General features: G+C 74.0%; 13 protein-coding genes. 2 read left to right on the forward strand and 11 right to left on the reverse strand.

The window, feature by feature from the left end:
- Positions 1 to 46 precede the first annotated feature (46 nt).
- On the forward strand, positions 47 to 1,753 hold the full coding sequence (locus HN013_RS08025) for a protein kinase domain-containing protein (protein ID WP_171164561.1): 1,707 nt from the start codon (positions 47 to 49) through the stop codon (positions 1,751 to 1,753).
- Positions 1,754 to 1,912: 159 nt separating this feature from the next.
- On the opposite strand, the gene HN013_RS08030 is transcribed toward HN013_RS08025, so the two are convergent.
- The 3 genes from HN013_RS08030 to HN013_RS08040 all read right to left on the reverse strand — a co-directional run bounded on the left by HN013_RS08030 (position 1,913) and on the right by HN013_RS08040 (position 4,417).
- Positions 1,913 to 2,470 (reverse strand): bacterial proteasome activator family protein, encoded by a 558-nt coding sequence (locus tag HN013_RS08030; protein WP_171164563.1) that lies wholly within the window; start codon positions 2,468 to 2,470, stop codon positions 1,913 to 1,915.
- 166 nt (positions 2,471 to 2,636) lie between these two features.
- Complete coding sequence (locus HN013_RS08035) at positions 2,637 to 3,203, reverse strand: hypothetical protein (RefSeq protein WP_171164565.1); 567 nt, start codon at positions 3,201 to 3,203, stop codon at positions 2,637 to 2,639.
- 233 nt (positions 3,204 to 3,436) lie between these two features.
- Positions 3,437 to 4,417, reverse strand: a complete 981-nt coding sequence (locus tag HN013_RS08040; RefSeq protein WP_171164567.1) for an NAD(P)H-quinone oxidoreductase — start codon at positions 4,415 to 4,417, stop codon at positions 3,437 to 3,439.
- Between the two features lie 170 nt (positions 4,418 to 4,587).
- On the opposite strand from HN013_RS08040, the gene HN013_RS08045 reads away from it, so the two are divergent.
- The gene (locus tag HN013_RS08045) at positions 4,588 to 5,706 is read left to right on the forward strand and encodes a TrkA family potassium uptake protein (RefSeq protein WP_171164569.1); all 1,119 of its coding nucleotides are present in this window, start codon (positions 4,588 to 4,590) and stop codon (positions 5,704 to 5,706) included.
- 6 nt (positions 5,707 to 5,712) lie between these two features.
- Here HN013_RS08045 and HN013_RS08050 read toward each other — a convergent pair whose 3' ends face one another.
- From HN013_RS08050 to pdhA, 8 genes are all read right to left on the reverse strand, one after another.
- On the reverse strand, positions 5,713 to 6,291 hold the full coding sequence (locus HN013_RS08050) for a Uma2 family endonuclease (RefSeq protein ID WP_171164571.1): 579 nt from the start codon (positions 6,289 to 6,291) through the stop codon (positions 5,713 to 5,715).
- 59 nt (positions 6,292 to 6,350) lie between these two features.
- Positions 6,351 to 7,508 carry a hypothetical protein gene (locus HN013_RS08055; RefSeq protein ID WP_171164573.1) on the reverse strand — a complete coding sequence of 386 codons (1,158 nt, stop codon included), beginning with the start codon at positions 7,506 to 7,508 and terminating at the stop codon, positions 6,351 to 6,353.
- Positions 7,509 to 7,907: 399 nt separating this feature from the next.
- Positions 7,908 to 8,459 carry an HAD domain-containing protein gene (locus HN013_RS08060; RefSeq protein ID WP_171164574.1) on the reverse strand — a complete coding sequence of 184 codons (552 nt, stop codon included), beginning with the start codon at positions 8,457 to 8,459 and terminating at the stop codon, positions 7,908 to 7,910.
- Positions 8,460 to 8,513: 54 nt separating this feature from the next.
- The gene (locus tag HN013_RS08065; RefSeq protein ID WP_398978925.1) at positions 8,514 to 9,929 is read right to left on the reverse strand and encodes a molybdopterin molybdotransferase MoeA; all 1,416 of its coding nucleotides are present in this window, start codon (positions 9,927 to 9,929) and stop codon (positions 8,514 to 8,516) included.
- A gap of 1,337 nt (positions 9,930 to 11,266) precedes the next feature.
- Positions 11,267 to 12,160: an NTP transferase domain-containing protein gene (locus HN013_RS08070; RefSeq protein ID WP_171164576.1), complete on the reverse strand. Its 894-nt coding sequence runs from the start codon at positions 12,158 to 12,160 to the stop codon at positions 11,267 to 11,269.
- Between the two features lie 58 nt (positions 12,161 to 12,218).
- Positions 12,219 to 13,553: a dihydrolipoamide acetyltransferase family protein gene (locus HN013_RS08075; RefSeq protein ID WP_171164578.1), complete on the reverse strand. Its 1,335-nt coding sequence runs from the start codon at positions 13,551 to 13,553 to the stop codon at positions 12,219 to 12,221.
- Positions 13,553 to 14,608 (reverse strand): alpha-ketoacid dehydrogenase subunit beta, encoded by a 1,056-nt coding sequence (locus tag HN013_RS08080; protein ID WP_171164580.1) that lies wholly within the window; start codon positions 14,606 to 14,608, stop codon positions 13,553 to 13,555. The genes HN013_RS08075 and HN013_RS08080 overlap by 1 nt, the downstream gene beginning before the upstream one ends.
- Positions 14,605 to 15,777 carry a pyruvate dehydrogenase (acetyl-transferring) E1 component subunit alpha gene (pdhA, locus tag HN013_RS08085; RefSeq protein WP_171164582.1) on the reverse strand — a complete coding sequence of 391 codons (1,173 nt, stop codon included), beginning with the start codon at positions 15,775 to 15,777 and terminating at the stop codon, positions 14,605 to 14,607. The genes HN013_RS08080 and pdhA overlap by 4 nt, the downstream gene beginning before the upstream one ends.
- Positions 15,778 to 15,931: the final 154 nt, after the last annotated feature.

Genomic DNA, 15,931 nt, shown 5'->3' on the forward strand with positions numbered 1-15,931 from the left:
CGTCTCCGACTCGGCGCCGGGCCGGCGTCGAGGGGGAAGCAAGAGCATGAGCCAGGACGGCGCACAGGGCCGCTACGCGGGACGGGCCGTCGGCGGCGGCCGCTACCAGCTGCGCGACCTGCTCGGCGAGGGCGGCATGGCCTCCGTGCACCTCGCGTACGACTCGGTGCTCGACCGGCAGGTCGCCGTCAAGACCCTCCATACGGAGCTGGGGCGCGAGTCCTCGTTCCGCGAGCGGTTCCGGCGCGAGGCCCAGGCCGTGGCCAAGCTCACGCACACCAACATCGTCTCGGTCTTCGACACGGGCGAGGACGCGCTGGACGGCACGACGATGCCGTACATCGTCATGGAGTACATCGAGGGCAAACCGTTGCGTTCCGTCCTCGACGCGGACGTGGCGCAGTACGGCGCGATGCCCACCGCCAAGGCGCTCAAGATCACGGCCGATGTACTGGCGGCCCTTGAGGTCAGCCATGAGATGGGTCTGGTCCACCGGGACATCAAGCCGGGCAACGTGATGATGACCAAGCGTGATGTGGTCAAGGTCATGGACTTCGGCATCGCCCGCGCCATGCAGTCCGGGGTCACCTCGATGACGCAGACGGGCATGGTCGTCGGCACCCCGCAGTACCTGTCGCCCGAGCAGGCGCTGGGGCGCGGGGTGGACGCGCGCTCCGACCTGTATTCGGTCGGCATCATGCTCTTCGAGCTGCTGACCGGCCGCCTGCCCTTCGACGCGGACTCGCCGCTGGCGATCGCCTACGCGCACGTCCAGGAGGAGCCGGTCGCGCCCTCCACGATCAACCGCTCGATCCCGCCCGCGGTGGACGCGCTGGTGGCCCGGGCGCTGAAGAAGAACCCGAACGAGCGCTTCCCGAGCGCCGCGGCCATGCGGGACGAGTGCGCGCGGGTGGCCGGGACGGCGCACACCGCGGGCTCCCCGGTGATCGCCGGCAACGCGCCCGCCCCCGGCAGCGGCGCGGGGGTCTCCTCCGCGGTCTTCCCGCCGGTGGACCAGCAGGCGGTGCCGGGCCCCGGCCTCCAGTCGGTCCAGACCCCCTACCAGCCGGCCCAGCACGGGCAGCCCAACCCTTACGGGGCGTACAACTCCGGATACCCGACCCCGGCGCCGACCCCGGCCCCCGCTCCCGCGTACCGGACGCCCCCGCCGTACCACGCTCCTCCGGCGCCCTCCCCCGCGCCGGTGCCCGCGTCGGGCGGCAGGAGCAACAAGCCGGTCATCATCGGCTCGGCGATCGTCGCGGCCCTCGCGGTCATCGCCGTGGTCACCGTCGTCTCCCTCAAGGGCGACGGGGACGACGAACAGACCCGGGCCGACCAGCCGACTGTGCAGACCAGCCGGTCCGCGGCTCCGGTGGGCGGGTCCTCCGCCGGGTCGGCAGGGGGGAACAACGGCGCCTCCACCGGCGGTAACGGCGGCACCGGGGGCACCCGGAACCAGCACAGGGACGGCGAGAAGTCCAAGGTGATCGACCCCGCGCGGTGCACGGACGCGCGAGCCAGCTACTTGGACAAGACCAAGACGAGCATGCCCGAGGTCCAGTACGTCCACATCGACTCGGTGAAGGCGTGCTTCCAGGCCGCCCACTGGAAGTACCGCGAGGACAAGCAGGACGAGAACATCTGGGGGAAGGGCATCGTCCTGATGCAGAACCCTCAGAAGGGTGATCCGTTCGACCCGAAGACCACGACGATCGTCGTCACGGTCTCGACGGGCGACCCCGCGTCCTGACGTGTCCGACGCGTCCTGACCCTGCCGTCCTGACCCTGCCGTCCTGCCCTGCAGCCCTGCCCCTGCCGCCCTGACGCCGAGGCGTGCGAAGGGCCGGTCGCCGTACGGCAACCGGCCCTGGTGGCGGGGCAGCTGACGTCCCGTCAGGAACTTCCGGGTCTACAGGTACGGGCCCGAGCGCGCCCCCTGCGGGCGTCCGTCCTCACCCTCGTCGTCGGTCACACCGGCCGGGAGGGCGCGGCGCATCTGCTCCAGCTGGGCGCGGGCCGCCATCTGCTGGGCGAACAGGGCCGTCTGGATGCCGTGGAACAGCCCCTCAAGCCAGCCGACCAGCTGCGCCTGCGCGATGCGCAGCTCGGCCTCGGTGGGGATGGTGTCGTCGGTGAACGGGAGCGACAGGCGCTCCAGTTCCTCCACGAGCTCGGGGGCGAGCCCGTCCTCCAGCTCCTTGACGGAGCTGTGGTGGATCTCCTTGAGCCGCACCCGGCTCGCCTCGTCCAGAGGCGCGGCGCGTACTTCCTCCAGCAGCTGCTTGATCATGCTTCCGATGCGCATGACCTTCGCGGGCTGTTCGACCTGCTCCGTCACGGGGACCTCGCGCGACTCGTCGTCACCTGCCCCACCGCCGGGGCTGGTGCTGCCGAGAGCCATGCCATCCGGGCCTACGACCAGGATGTGCGGGCTCTCCTGCGACCGTTCGTTCCTCGGCATATCCATGCCGCCATTCTCTCGCACAGATGATTTCCCCCTGGTGATGCCCCCGTACACGCCTGATCCACCGGGGTGCGCCGGCGTGACTTCACCGGGCCGGCGGCCGGGGGCGCGCCCCGGCCGCCGGTGCTCGTCGCCGGTGCTCGTCACCGGCGGGCACCGCCGGCGGGCGTCACCGGCGCCGCAGGCGCAGGGCCAGGAAGCCCAGACCGAGCCCGGTGAGGGTCATCCCCGTGCCGAGCGGCAGGACCCGCATCATGGGCTCCTGGGGCTGGGCGGACCGCCCGTTCCGGCCGTCCGCCCGGGCCGGGGCCTGCTTCGGGGGTTCCTCGGGGACGAGCTGGGCCGGCGTCCAGGCGGGTTCCGGTTCGGAGCTGTCGTCGGGGGCCGGGGCCGGGGACCCGTACGGGTCGGTCACGGGGACGTCGGCGTCGGCGTCGGCTCCTGCGTCGGCTCCGGCCTCCTCCGCCCCGGAAGGGTTCTCCGGGTTCTCCGGGGGCTCGGGGGCGCGTCCGGGGTGTGTGCGCCCCTGACCCGCCACGGTTCCCGCGAGGCGCCCGGCGTCGGTGGCGGGCGCGCTCGCGGGAGGCTTGGCAGGACCGGGCGGCGAGGGCTGCGCGCCCGGCCCGGACTGCGCGGACGGCCCGGGCGACGAGGTCGGTCCGGCCTCGGCCCGCGCCACGCCCGGTGCGCAGGCGAGGACGACCGTCAGGGCCAGGGCGACCAGCCCTGTCGGCACGGCCGGCCCGGTCCGCGCGGGTCGTCCGGGCCGTGCGGCCCATGCGGGTCGTCCGGGCGGGGCGGGTTCTCCGGTCCGTCCGGCCCGTGCGGGCCGTGAGGACGGACCGGCCGGTGTCGGCGCCGCCGGGCGGGCTCGGGCGATCACAGCGAACACCCCTCAACCGTCACACGGGCACCACACCGGGGCACGCCGGACGGCCGTACGGGTGACGGCGAAGCAAAGCTCCCGGATCAGGCTGTGGTCAGCAGCACCTTGCCCACGTGGGAGCTGCCCTCCACGACCCGGTGCGCCTCGGCGGCGTCGCGCAGCGGCATCGTCCGGTCCACCACGGGCCGGACCCGGCCGCCCGAGACGAGGGGCCAGACGTGTTCGCGCACCGCCGCCGTGATCGTCGCCTTCTCGGCCAGCGGACGTGCGCGCAGCGTGGTCCCCATGACGGCCGCGCGCTTGGTGAGCAGCTTGCCGAGGTCGAGTTCGGCCTTACGGCCGCCCTGGAGGCCGATGATCGCGAGACGGCCGTTGACGGCCAGGGCGTTCACGTTCCGTTCGAGATACTTGGCGCCCATGATGTCGAGGATGACGTCGGCTCCCGCACCGCCGGTCACCTTGCGGAGCTCCTCGACGAAGTCCTGTTCGCGGTAGTCGATGAGGATGTCCGCACCGAGTTCGCGGCAGCGCTCCAGCTTGTCCCGGCTCCCCGCCGTCACCGCGACGCGCGCGCCGACCGCCTTGGCCAGCTGGACGGCCATGGTGCCGATGCCGCTGCCGCCGCCGTGCACGAGCAGCGTCTCGCCGGGCCGCAGGTGCGCGAGCATGAACACGTTCGACCAGACCGTGGCGGTGACCTCGGGCAGGGCGGCGGCGGTGACGACGTCCAGGCCGTCGGGCACGGGCAGCACCTGGCCGACGGGCACGGCCACCTTCTCCGCGTACCCCCCGCCGGACAGCAGGGCGCAGACCTCGTCACCGACCGCCCAGCCGCTCACGCCGGGCCCGAGGGCCGCGATCCGGCCGGAGCACTCCAGCCCGGGGTACGGGGAGGCGCCGGGCGGCGGGTCGTAGAGGCCCTGCCGCTGCATCAGGTCCGCGCGGTTGACGGCGGTCGCGACGACCTCGACCAGCACCTCTCCGTCGCCGGGCACGGGGTCGGGTACCTCGGTCCAGACGAGTGCGTCGGGTCCGCCGGGAGTGGGAACGGTGATCGCATACATGGCGCGAGGCTACTCCCCGGCCCCCTACGGGCCCCCTCCTACGGGCTGCCCCGGCCACCGTCCGAGCGCCCGTCCGACGCCCCGGCGACCGCGCCTGCGTCACCCCCCGAGGTCACATCAGGGATCATGGACCGGTGCCGAAATCACCACCTTCCGCCCCCCGGAACCGGATGACCGCCGGCGACGACCCGACCGACCACCACCGGGGCGGCAAGCTGCTCCTCCAGTCGCTCTGGCGCCGCACCCGTGCGGAGGCCGAGGACGCGGAGGCCGGGCGGTCGATCGTCATGCCGGTCCAGCGGGTCACCGCACCGCTCCAGCAGGTCCTGCGGCGGCTGGTGATGGCGCTGCTGGTGCTGGTGGTGACGACGCTCGTGGTGTGGCTGGACGGCGACGGCTACCACGACAACGCCGACGACTCCGTCGGCTTCGTCGACGCCGCGTACTACGCGACCGTCACCCTCTCCACCACCGGCTACGGCGACATCACGCCGGTGAGCGACGCGGCACGGCTGACGAACATCTTCGTCGTCACCCCGCTGCGCGTGCTCTTCCTGATCATTCTGGTCGGCACGACGCTGGAAGTGCTGACCGAGCGGACGCGCCATCAAGTCCGCATACACCGTTGGAGATCACGGATGCGGGACCACACCGTCGTCATCGGCTACGGCACCAAGGGCAGGCACACGATCGAGACCCTCGTCGGCCAGGGCCGCCCCAAGGAAAAGATCGTCGTCGTCGATCCACAGAAGAAGGCGGTGGACGCCGCCGCCTGCGACGGCCTCGTGGGCGTGGTCGGCGACGGAACCCGCTCGGACACCCTCCTCCGCGCCGAGCTCCAGAACGCCTCCCAGGTCGTGATCACCACCGAGCGCGACGACACCGCCGCGCTCGTCACTCTGACGGCCCGTCAGCTCAACAAGCACGCCACGATCGTCGTCGCGGTCCGCGAGGACGAGAACGTCCCGCTCCTACGGCAGAGCGGCGCCAACACGGTCGTCACCAGCTCCAGTTCGGCCGGTCGCATGCTCGGCATGTCGATGGTGAGCCCCTACGTCGGCACCGTCCTTGAGGACCTGCTCACCTACGGCACCGGCCTGGACGTGGTCGAACGCCCGGTCACCCGCGCGGAGGCGGGCCACTCCCCCCGCGAGTGCGCCGACCTCGTCGTCGCCGTCGTCCGCGGCCACCGCCTCCTGAACTTCACGGACCCCGAGGCGACGCCCCTCCAGCTCACCGACCGCGTCATCACCATCCGCCAGGCGCCCGGCGAGGGCGCGCGCGAGTAGGGCGATTCAGTCAGCGAAGTCCTTCAGCTCCTCCGTCTCCAAGGTGAACCCGAGGGGAGCAGGGAGTTCGACCCTGCCTCCGAAGGGCTGATTGACGACATTGCGGTACTTGCCGCCTTCCGGCTCCGAGTGGACGTACACAGTGTGATCGTCCCGGTCGATGAGCAGGTACACGGGGATTCCCGCGGCGGCGTAGCCGTCGGGTTTGTCGACACGGTCCCGGGAGTTGGCGTCCGAATCGCTGGACGTGACCTCCACGGTCATCAGTACGCCCTTGGCCTCTGCCCACTCGTCCTGCCCCAGGAAGTACTTCCTGGGGGCGAGCGATCCATCGGGCCGTGCCCTGCCCTTGCGGTACTGCTCGACCTTCAGGCCTTGCTCCGGGTAGAGCCACGCTTCCGGGACGTGCTGCATGCACTGCTCCTGAAGCCACCTGATGATCTCGCCGTGGTTACCGTTCGGCACCGGCTTTACCCCGACCTTCCCCTTGATGAACTCCAGGCGGACTGCCTCGGGAGCATTTCGCGCCAACTGCTCGAACTCTTCGACACTCATTTGAGGCCGGTCGGCGGTGCTGGGGGTCATGTGATCGCCTCCTCGCCTCCATGGTGCCCCGGCAGGGGGCTGCACGTCGTGTATGGCTGTCACGTGTGGGCATTCCTCTCACTTCGACGATGAAGCCCGCGCAGGTGCTCGACCTTGGCGTGCACCGTGTCCGCCGAGGGCCTGCACGGGTCGGGGCGCGGTGTCTCTCCCCTGCATGTCTTGCAGAGTCCGCCGGGGAGCGCGGCCGGGGGGCCGGGCGCGCGGCAGACGGTGCACTCCAGGAGGACCAGTGGGCGCCTTTCCGGTTTCTGTTCTTCCGGCGGCAGTTTGGTGATGAGACGGCGGCGGGCGAATCCTGCCGCATGGTGGACCTCGGGCGGCGGTCCCGACGTCACGGCCCGCACGATGTCCGCTTCGGTGGCGCCGCGTTCCAGCCATGGCTCGGCGAGCGGGGCGAGGTCGGCGCAGTCGGCGGCGGACAGGGTCATGCGGGGGTCGGCGCGGCCGACGGCCACGAGTGCGCGGTGGGCGAGGGAGCGAAGGGGCGCGGGCTGTCCGGGCCTGGGGGCGGGACGGGGTGCGGGGGCGGGCTCAGGTGAGGGCTCGGGGTCGGGGGCGGGCTCAGGGCCCGGCTCAGGTGAGGGCTCGGGGTCCCGCTCAAGCGCGGGCTCGGGGTCCCGCTCAGGCACGGGCTCGGGGTCCCGCTCAGGCACGGGCTCGGGGTCTGGCTCCGGGTCAGGGTCCGGCTCAGGGGCGAACTCCGGGGCGGGCTCCGGTGCGAAGTCGGGCTCGGGCTCCTGCGGGTCCGTACGGGTTTCCTGGGGCGCGCCCGCCTGCCCGGCGGCCGTGGTGGTTCCCAGCAGGCCGGCCGCCTCCACCGCGTCCCACCAGGCGTCGTCGCGAGGCGTGCGGGAGAAGAACGTTCGCGTCACCCAGCGCGAGCCGCCGTCGTCACCCTTGAGGTGTTCCCTGCCCCGGCGCAGGTGACCCGCTTCCGAGAGGTGGCGGAGTGCGGTGAGGCAGGCGGCCTGGCCGTAGCCGGGGTGGCGGGCGGCCAGCGTCTTGGCGTCCATCGCGGCGCCTTCGGGCAGGCGGTCGATGAACGTCGCGATCGACGCCTCACGGGGCGGGAGGTGGGTGAAGTCGTCCTTGTGGCGCCGGGCTTGGTCGGGCGCCACGCGCTTGCCGTAGCCGGGGCGGGCCATGGGATGCGCCTGCATGGAGCGCAGGGCGGCGCTAGGGTAGGCATCAGCCATTGCGGTCGCTTTTCTAGGTTGTCGATCTTGATGGTCAGACCCCGGATCCGGTGTTCCAGCACCGACCGGGGTCGTTTTCATTCCGCACGCTAGAGCCCCGCGACAGGTCGTCGCAACCCGAACACGGAAAGTGAACTTACCGTGGTATACGCGCGCTTGAGCGCGCCACGCGCCACGCGCCACGCGCCACGCGCCACGCGGCGTGCGCCGCGCACACGCGACGGGTGGGTGGGTGGGATTTAACTAACCCACCATTCCTTGGATAGAGCGCTCGGGTCTCGGCCCTCGGATCCCGGAGCTCAAGCCCCAGGGGTAAACGCCTGCCCCTGACATGGAGCTCGGAGCCCGAGGCTCGGGACTCGGGCCTCGGAACCCGGGGTTCGAGCTCCGGGGTGCCCCCTATCCCGCGCACTCCCCCAGCCACGCTCCGAGCACGGCGAAGTCCCCGTCCCCGAGCCCCCGTCGGGGATCGACGCGGTGCAGGAGCGCCCGTCCCGAATGGTGCGCCGCCACCCACGCCCGGTCGGCCTCGCCGATCTCGTCGTCCACCCACGCGAACGGACGCCCGTCCGCCCACGCGACGAGGACGCGGGTCTTCCAGTGGAGCCCGCCCCGCTCGTAGGCATCCACCTCGTCCGACTCCGACGGTTCGGGCCAGGGCACCACGGGCAGGTCCGGCAGGCCGAGCCACGGCGCGACGCACTCGTTCGCGTCGGACATCCACGTCGTCGCCCACACCAACGTGCACGGCAGGGCGGCGAGTCGCGGCCCGAGGGCGGGGTCGATCCGGGTGATCAGCGGGTTCCCGTCCGCTGCTGCCTGCCGGTCCCGTCCGATCCGGGGGGTGCGGTAGGTGGGGTAGCCGTTCGGGAGCTGTTGGGGCGTCGCCCCGAAGGGGATGAGGGGGCCGTCGACGTCGAGGAAGAGGAGGGGCAGCGCGGAACCTGTCACGACCGCACGGTAACCGCCCCGGCGCGCGGGGCCGGGGCGCGGGGCCGGGTCCGCCTACCCGACGCCGCCCCCCGTCGCCGTCCACGGCAGGTCGAGGAGGGCCACCCGGCCCCGGGCCGTGCTGCCTCCCGGCGGGATCACCGCGATCGCGTCGGCGGAGGCCAGCCCGCGCAGCATCGCCGGACCGTGGAAGCGCAGCGGCCGCGCACCGTCGCCGCCGCGGAGCACGACCGGCACCAGGCGGGTGTCGGACGGGTGGCTCGGGACGGGTCCGGTGAGCACGGCCCGGCGGAGGGAGGGGGCCGTACAGCCGGAGAGCGTGCGCAGCAGGGGCTCGGCGAGCGTGATCAGGCCCGCGACCGCCGCGAGCGGATTGCCGGGGAGGCCGACGAGGTGGCGTTCCGGCGTGAGGCGGGCGAGCAGCATGGGGTGCCCGGGGCGGACGGCGACACCGTCGACGAGCAGTTCCGCGCCCAGGCGGCGCAGGGTGGGGTGGAGGTGGTCGCGCGGGCCTGACGCCGTGCCGCCGGTGGTGATCACCAGGTCGGCGTCGGACGCGGCGAGCGCGTCGTGCAGCGCCTCGGCGTCGTCGCCCAGGCGCAGCGTCGCCATCGCCTCCGCGCCGAGGGCCCGCAGCCAGGGGCCGAGCATCGGGCCGAGCGCGTCCCGGATGCGTCCGTCGTACGGCAGGCCCTCGTGGACGAGCTCGTCGCCGAGGACGACGACTTGAACGCGCGGGCGTACGGACACCGACAGCTCGTCGTGCCCCGCGGCGGCGGCGAGACCGAGGACGGCGGGGGTGATCAGCGTTCCGGCGGGCAGCAGTTCGTCGTCCCGGCCGCACTCCTGGCCGCGGGGGCGGATGTCCTGGCCCTGGGCGGTCCTGCGGGTCGCGTGCAGTTCGCCCTGCGCGGTCGCCCTCCCGTGCTCGGAACGCAGCACGGCCGTGGCACCCGCCGGTATGCGGGCGCCCGTCGCGATCGGCACGGCGTGCCCGTCGCGCAGCGGTTCGTCGGCCGTCCGGCCCGCCACGATGCCTTCTTCCGCGCCCGGTCCCTCCGGCAGCCGCCAGGGGCCGGGTCCGGCGACGGCCCAGCCGTCCATGGCCGAGGTGTCGAACGACGGGAGGTCCGTGAGCGCCGTCAGCGGCACGGCGAGCGTCTGTCCGATCGCCTCCGCCAGGGGGCGGGCCAGCGCGGGCAGCGGTTCGGCCGCCCCTGCCGCGACGCCGCCCGCCGTGGCCCAGGCCATGGGACGGCGGGGCGCCTCCGGCACGGGCCCGGCGGAGTCCGGGCCCTGGGCGCCGCCGCCCGCGCCCGCGCTTCCGCCTCCGGGTGGGCTGGGGGGCGTGTCGGGGTTCCCCGGAGCGTCCGGGGCGCCGCCTGGTGTCGCGCGGGCGGGGGAAGACTCGGGGGTGGGCTCCCCGCCGTGCTCGTCAGTTGTCGCGTCGGCTACGACACCGGCCGTCACACCGGCTGCCGCATCGGCCGCTGCCGCATCATCCGTCGCGTCGCGGATCGACTGCCAGATACCCGTCAACGCCTCGTCCGCGCCTTCGCCTTCGCGTTCACGATCACCGGATCGCTTACCGGTGGGCGGCAGGTGACTGCCAGTCGGCAGGGGTCGGCCACCGCGGCGGGCGTCCCGGTTCCGGGACTCGGCAGTGGAGGCCGCTACGTCACGGGCGGAGCGCCAAGCGTCCGTCAGCGCCTCGCCCCGGCCGCTCCTGGTCGGCCCGGCGGGGGCGGCCATGTCCCTGGGGGCCCGCCCGGTGGCCGCCGGCGGCTTGGAACCGCCGGCTTTCGTTCGGATCACCCGGGCCCGGGACGCCCCACCGGCCTCGGCCACCTCACGGACCGACCGCCACACATCGGTGAGTGCGTCATCACCACCCCGTGCGCCGGTTTCGGCCGCGCCGCCCCGCCGCGTCCCGGAACGGCCGCTGTCGCCCGTGGCCACCACTTCACCCGCGGAGGGCCGCGCATCGGTGGGAGAACCCTCCCCTCCGGCCCGGACGGCTCCGCCCCCGGCACCGGCCACCTCGCGGGCGGACCGCCACACGGCGCTCAGCGCGTCGTCGCGGGCCCAGGGGTCGGGGTCGGCCGCCGCCCCGTTCCACATTCCGTACCCGACGTCGGGCCGATGCACGGAACGGTCGTCCGGACGGTATGCGGCCTCGGCAGCCCCGGAAACCTTGGCAGCCCCGCCGCCCTCAATGCCCTCAACTGCCTCAGCGGCCTCGGTGGCCTCGGTGGCCTCGCGGGACGGGGCGTTCTCCTGCGACGCGTCCTGCCGACGCTTGTTCCGGCCCCTGCCCCGGCGCAACCCCCGGGCGGGAGCCGCCTCGTCCGGATCCGCCTCCGCATCCGGGGACGGCGCGGGGGTGCTGCGACCGGCGACGTCCCGGACCGTGCGCCAAATCCCGGTGAACCCTTTCCCACTGGTCGTGTTGCCACCTCCGGCTGCCGCTCCGGCGACCGGCTCCGGGAGCTCGACGGACCCGACGAGAGTGGCGGGACCGTTGACGGACGCACCGGGCCCGGAGCCCGCGCGGCCCGCCGTCCGCGACGGTGGCACTCCCGGCGATGCCGCCGGTGGCGCCGCGGGCGTCCGGGCACTGGACTCGGGGCCCCTCCCCGGGCGCCCGTCCCCGTCCTCGAACGGATCCCCGAGGGGATCCTCGAACGGCAGAAAACCGCCCCCTACGGGGGTCACCGACAGCTCGGGCCCGCCCTGGTCCGCCGCGAGGATGGCCAGGGCCTCGTCCGTGGCGCGGTCGAGCGCGGCGGCGTCCGCGTCGCGGTCGCTCATGACGGGGACTCTGCGGGGGCGTCCGGCGATGAGCCGCCCGTCCGGCCCGTCCGGCCCGTCCCGCCCGTCTCGGCCGCCCACCGCGCGGCCAGCGCTGCCGCCTCACGGGCCGCCTCGGCCACCGCTTCCGGGCCGCCGCCGCGCTGGGCGGCGGCGTAGCCGACGAGGAAGGTGGTCAGGGGAGCGGCGGGGCGGGCCACGCCGTGGGCGGCGTCACGGGCCAGATCGAGAAGGGCTGTTCTGTCGACCTCGAGTTCCATGCCGAGTTCGGCCTTGACCGCGGCGATCCATTCATCCAGCACCGTCCTATCGTCCCTGATACGGGCGCGGGCCGCCCCGATGTCCTCCCAGGTGTCGCAGTCGAACGATGCTTCGTGGTGGGGGAGGCGTTCGAGGGAGAGCCCGTGGGCGAGGAGGCGCACGGGGAGACCCGTAAGGGTGCCGTGTTCGGTCGCGAGCAGGGCCAGTTCACGGCGGACCGGCTCCGCGCGGTACGCGGCGACGAGCGGCTGGTCGCGTCCGTCGGGGTCGGTGAGGACCGCGCCCTCGGCGTCTCGGACGGCGTCCAGCAGGGCGCGTACCGTCCCGGCGTCGAGGAAGGGGAGGTCCGCCGAGAGGGCGAGGACGACCTCCGCCGAGGTGTGGCGCAGCCCGGCCGAGAGGGCGGCCAGCGGGCCGCCGCCGGGCGGCTGTTCACATGTCCAGGTGACGGGCCGGGCCGTGGGCCTGCGCGGTCCGACGACCACGGTGGTGCGGGCGCCGGCGCACGCGCCGAGCACGCGGTCGAGCAGTGAGCGCCCGCCGACCCGCAGCGCGGGTTTGTCCGCACCGCCCAGCCGCCGGGCGGATCCTCCGGCGAGTACGACCGCGTCGAAATCCGTGTCCGTCACCCCCGAAGTATGCGCCCGCCGGGAAGGCTACGTTCCGCCCGGCCCCGGCGGGCCCGCCTCAGACCGTCCTGAGCAGTACGGCCGGCTGCTCGACGCAGTCCGCCACGTAGCGGAGGAATCCGCCGGCCGTTCCTCCGTCGCACACGCGGTGGTCGAAGGTGAAGGACAGCTGTACGACATGCCGTACGGCCAACTCGCCTTGGTGGACCCAGGGTTTGGGGACGATCCGGCCGACCCCGAGCATCGCCGCCTCGGGGTGGTTGATGATCGGCGTGGAGCCGTCCACCCCGAAGACCCCGTAGTTGTTGAGGGTGAATGTGCCGCCGGTCAGCTCGGCCGGGCTCAGCCGGCCCTCGCGGGCGGCCTCGGTGAGCCGGGCGATCTCCGCCGAGAGGGAGGCCGCGCCGCGCGTGTGCGCGTCCCGGACGACGGGTACGACCAGGCCGCGCCCGGTCTGGGCCGCGAATCCCAGGTGGACGGCGGGCAGCCGGACGATCTCCCGCGCCTCGGTGTCGACCGTCGCGTTGAGCTCGGGGTACTCGGCGAGCGCGGCGGTGCAGATGCGGGCCAGGAGTGCGAGCAGGGAGACCTTCGTGCGGCCCGGACCCTCGTTCATGGCCCGGCGGGCGGCCAGCAGCTCCGTCGCGTCGGCGTCCACCCAGCAGGTGGCGTCCGGGATCTCGCGCCGGCTGCGGCTGAGCTTCTCGGCGACGGTCCCGCGCAGCCCGCGCAGGGGGACGCGCTCGCCCGTCGCGCGCTCCGGCGCGGGCGCCGGTGCGGTGGCGCGTTCGACGTCCGCGCGCAGGATGAGCCCGTCGGGCCCGGTACCGCGCAGCCGCGCGAGGTCCACCCCGCGCTCCCTGGCCAGCCGCCGGACGAGCGGGGAGATCACGGCGACGGCCGTGGACGGGCGCGGACGTTCGACACCGTCGGCCGCCCCGACGCCGGCCTGTCCGACCGTCCCGCCCGTGGCCGTCCCGGTGGTCCCGCTCATGGCCTTTCCGGTGGTCCCGCCCGGCGAGAAGGCGTCCGGCCGCCGGACGCGCGCCCGGCGGGCGGCGGGCGCCTGGGTGCCGTAGCCGACGAGGACGTTGCCCGATCCCCCGTCGTCCCCCTGATCCGCCTCCGGGGCACCGGCAGGGGCCGGCTCCCCGACCGCCACCGTCAACAGCGGGGCCCCTACGGGAAGTTCCGTACCCTCCTCGCCGAAGCGCGCCGTGACGACGCCCCCGTAGGGGCACGGCACCTCCACCATCGCCTTGGCCGTCTCGACCTCCACGACCGGCTGGTCGACGGCGACCACGTCACCGACATCGACGAGCCAGCGGACCACCTGCGCCTCGGTGAGCCCTTCCCCGAGGTCCGGCAGCGCGAATTCCCGTACGACGGCCATCAGCGCGCACCCCCCTGCGTCCCCGACGCCCCCTGCGGCGTCCACTCCGACTCCCACTGCAGCCGGGCGACCGCGTCCAGCACCCGGTCCACCCCGGGCAGATGGTGCTTCTCCAGCATCGGCGGCGGGTACGGGATGTCGAAGCCGGTCACCCGCAGCACGGGCGCCTCCAGGTGGTGGAAGCAGCGCTCGGTGATCCGGGCGGCGAGCTCCCCGCCGGGGCCGCCGAAGCCGGTCGCCTCGTGGACGACCACGGCACGGCCGGTGCGGCGGACGGACGCGCAGACGGTCTCCTCGTCGAGCGGCACCAGCGAGCGCAGGTCGACGACCTCCAGGTCCCAGCCCTCCGCCGTGGCGGCCTCGGCCGCCTCCAGGCAGACCGGCAGGGACGGCCCGTAGGTGACCAGCGTCGCCGAGGTGCCGCGCCGGCGGACGACGGCGGTGCCGATGCCGGGCACCTCCTCGGGCCGGTCCGGCTCCCAGTCGGCCTTGGACCAGTACAGCCGCTTGGGCTCCAGGAAGATGACCGGGTCGTCGGAGGCGATGGACGCGCGCAGCAGCCCGTACGCGTCGGCCACGGTGGCCGGGGTGACGACGTGCAGCCCGGGGGTGGCCATGTACAGCGCCTCGGAGGAGTCGCTGTGGTGCTCGACGCCCCCGATGCCGCCCCCGTAGGGGATGCGGACGGTGATCGGCATGGGCAGGGCGCCGCGGGTGCGGTTGCGCATCCGGGAGACGTGGCTGATGAGCTGTTCCAGCGCCGGGTAGGCGAACGCGTCGAACTGCATCTCGACGACCGGCCGCAGACCGTACATCGCCATGCCGACCGCCGTGCCCAGGATGCCCGCCTCGGCCAGCGGCGTGTCCGTACAGCGGTCCTCGCCGAACTCCTTCGTCAGCCCGTCGGTGATCCGGAAGACGCCGCCCAGGGTGCCGACGTCCTCCCCGAGGACGTGCACCGTCGGGTCGTCGGCCATGGCGTCGCGCAGCGCCCGGTTGAGGGCCTGGCTCATCGTCGCGGGCTTGCGGCCCGTCGCGGCGACCGCGGTGGTCATCGGTCCGTTCCTTCCCCGTGGTGGGCCCCGCCGTGGGCCGCGCCGGCCGCACCGGCCGCCACGAGCTCGGCGCGCAGCTGCTCGGCCTGCTCGCGGAGTTGGGCCGTCCGCCGGACGTAGACGTGGTCGAAGAGCTCCATCGGATCCAGGGCGGGGTCCTGGTTCATCTGTTCCCGCAGGTCGGCGGCCATCCGCTCGGCGGCCTCCCGGACGGCGGCGAACCCGTCGTCGTCCAGCAGCCCGCGCCGGGTCAGCTCCCGTTCCACCAGCTCGACCGGGTCGTGCGAGCGCCAGGCGGTGACCTCGGCGTCGCTGCGGTAGCGGGTGGCGTCGTCCGCGTTGGTGTGGGCGTCGACGCGGTACGTGATCGCCTCGACGAGCGTCGGCCCGCCGCCGGCGCGAGCTCTGCGGACGGCCTCGGTGAGCACCTGGTACACGGCGGGCGCGTCGTTGCCGTCGACCAGGCGGCCGGGCACGCCGTAGCCGACGGCCTTGTGGGCGAGGGAGGGCGCGGCGGTCTGTTTGGAGAGCGGGACGGAGATGGCGAAGCCGTTGTTCTGCACGAGGAAGACGACCGGCGCCCGCCAGACGGCGGCGAAGTTCAGCGCCTCGTGGAAGTCGCCCTCGCTGGTGCCGCCGTCGCCGACCATGGCGAGCGCGACGACGTCGTCCCCCTTGAGCCGGGCGGCGTGCGCCAGCCCGACGGCGTGCGGGAGTTGGGTCGCCAGCGGGGTGGCCAGCGGGGCTACGCGGTGCTCGTGCGGGTCGTAGCCCGTGTGCCAGTCGCCGCGCAGCAGGGTGAGGGCCTGAACGGGGTCGAGGCCGCGGGCGACGGCGGCGAGGGTGTCGCGGTAGCTGGGGAAGAGCCAGTCGCGGTCCTCCAGGGCGAGGGCGGCGGCGACCTCGCACGCCTCCTGGCCCGCGGAGGAGGGGTAGACCGCCAGCCGGCCCTGCCGGGTCAGCGCGGTGGCCTGGGTGTTGTAGCGGCGGCCGCGCACCAGGTGGCCGTGGAGCAGCCGGAGCAGCTCCGGGTCGAGCGAGTCCGCGGCGGGGGTGCCCAGCAGCCGGTACGGCTCGGCGTCGGGCAGCAGTGGCGCGGGGTCGGTGCGGGGCTGCCAGGCGGGGGGCGGGGTCGGCCGGTAGGCACCGGGCTGCTCCAGGACCGTCATGACGAGCACCTCCTCGGGGGGCAGGCGTGACCGGAAAGCGCCCTGCGCTCTCCCTACCGATTGTTCGGTTGCCGGTGCATTTTGGCTACAGGCGGCCCGCGCCTGTGGACAAACGGTTCTCCACAGCCTGAGATATGAACAGCGCGTCCATGAA

Origin of the sequence: Streptomyces sp. I05A-00742 (assembly GCF_013055795.1) — a bacterium.
GTDB lineage: Bacteria > Actinomycetota > Actinomycetes > Streptomycetales > Streptomycetaceae > Streptomyces.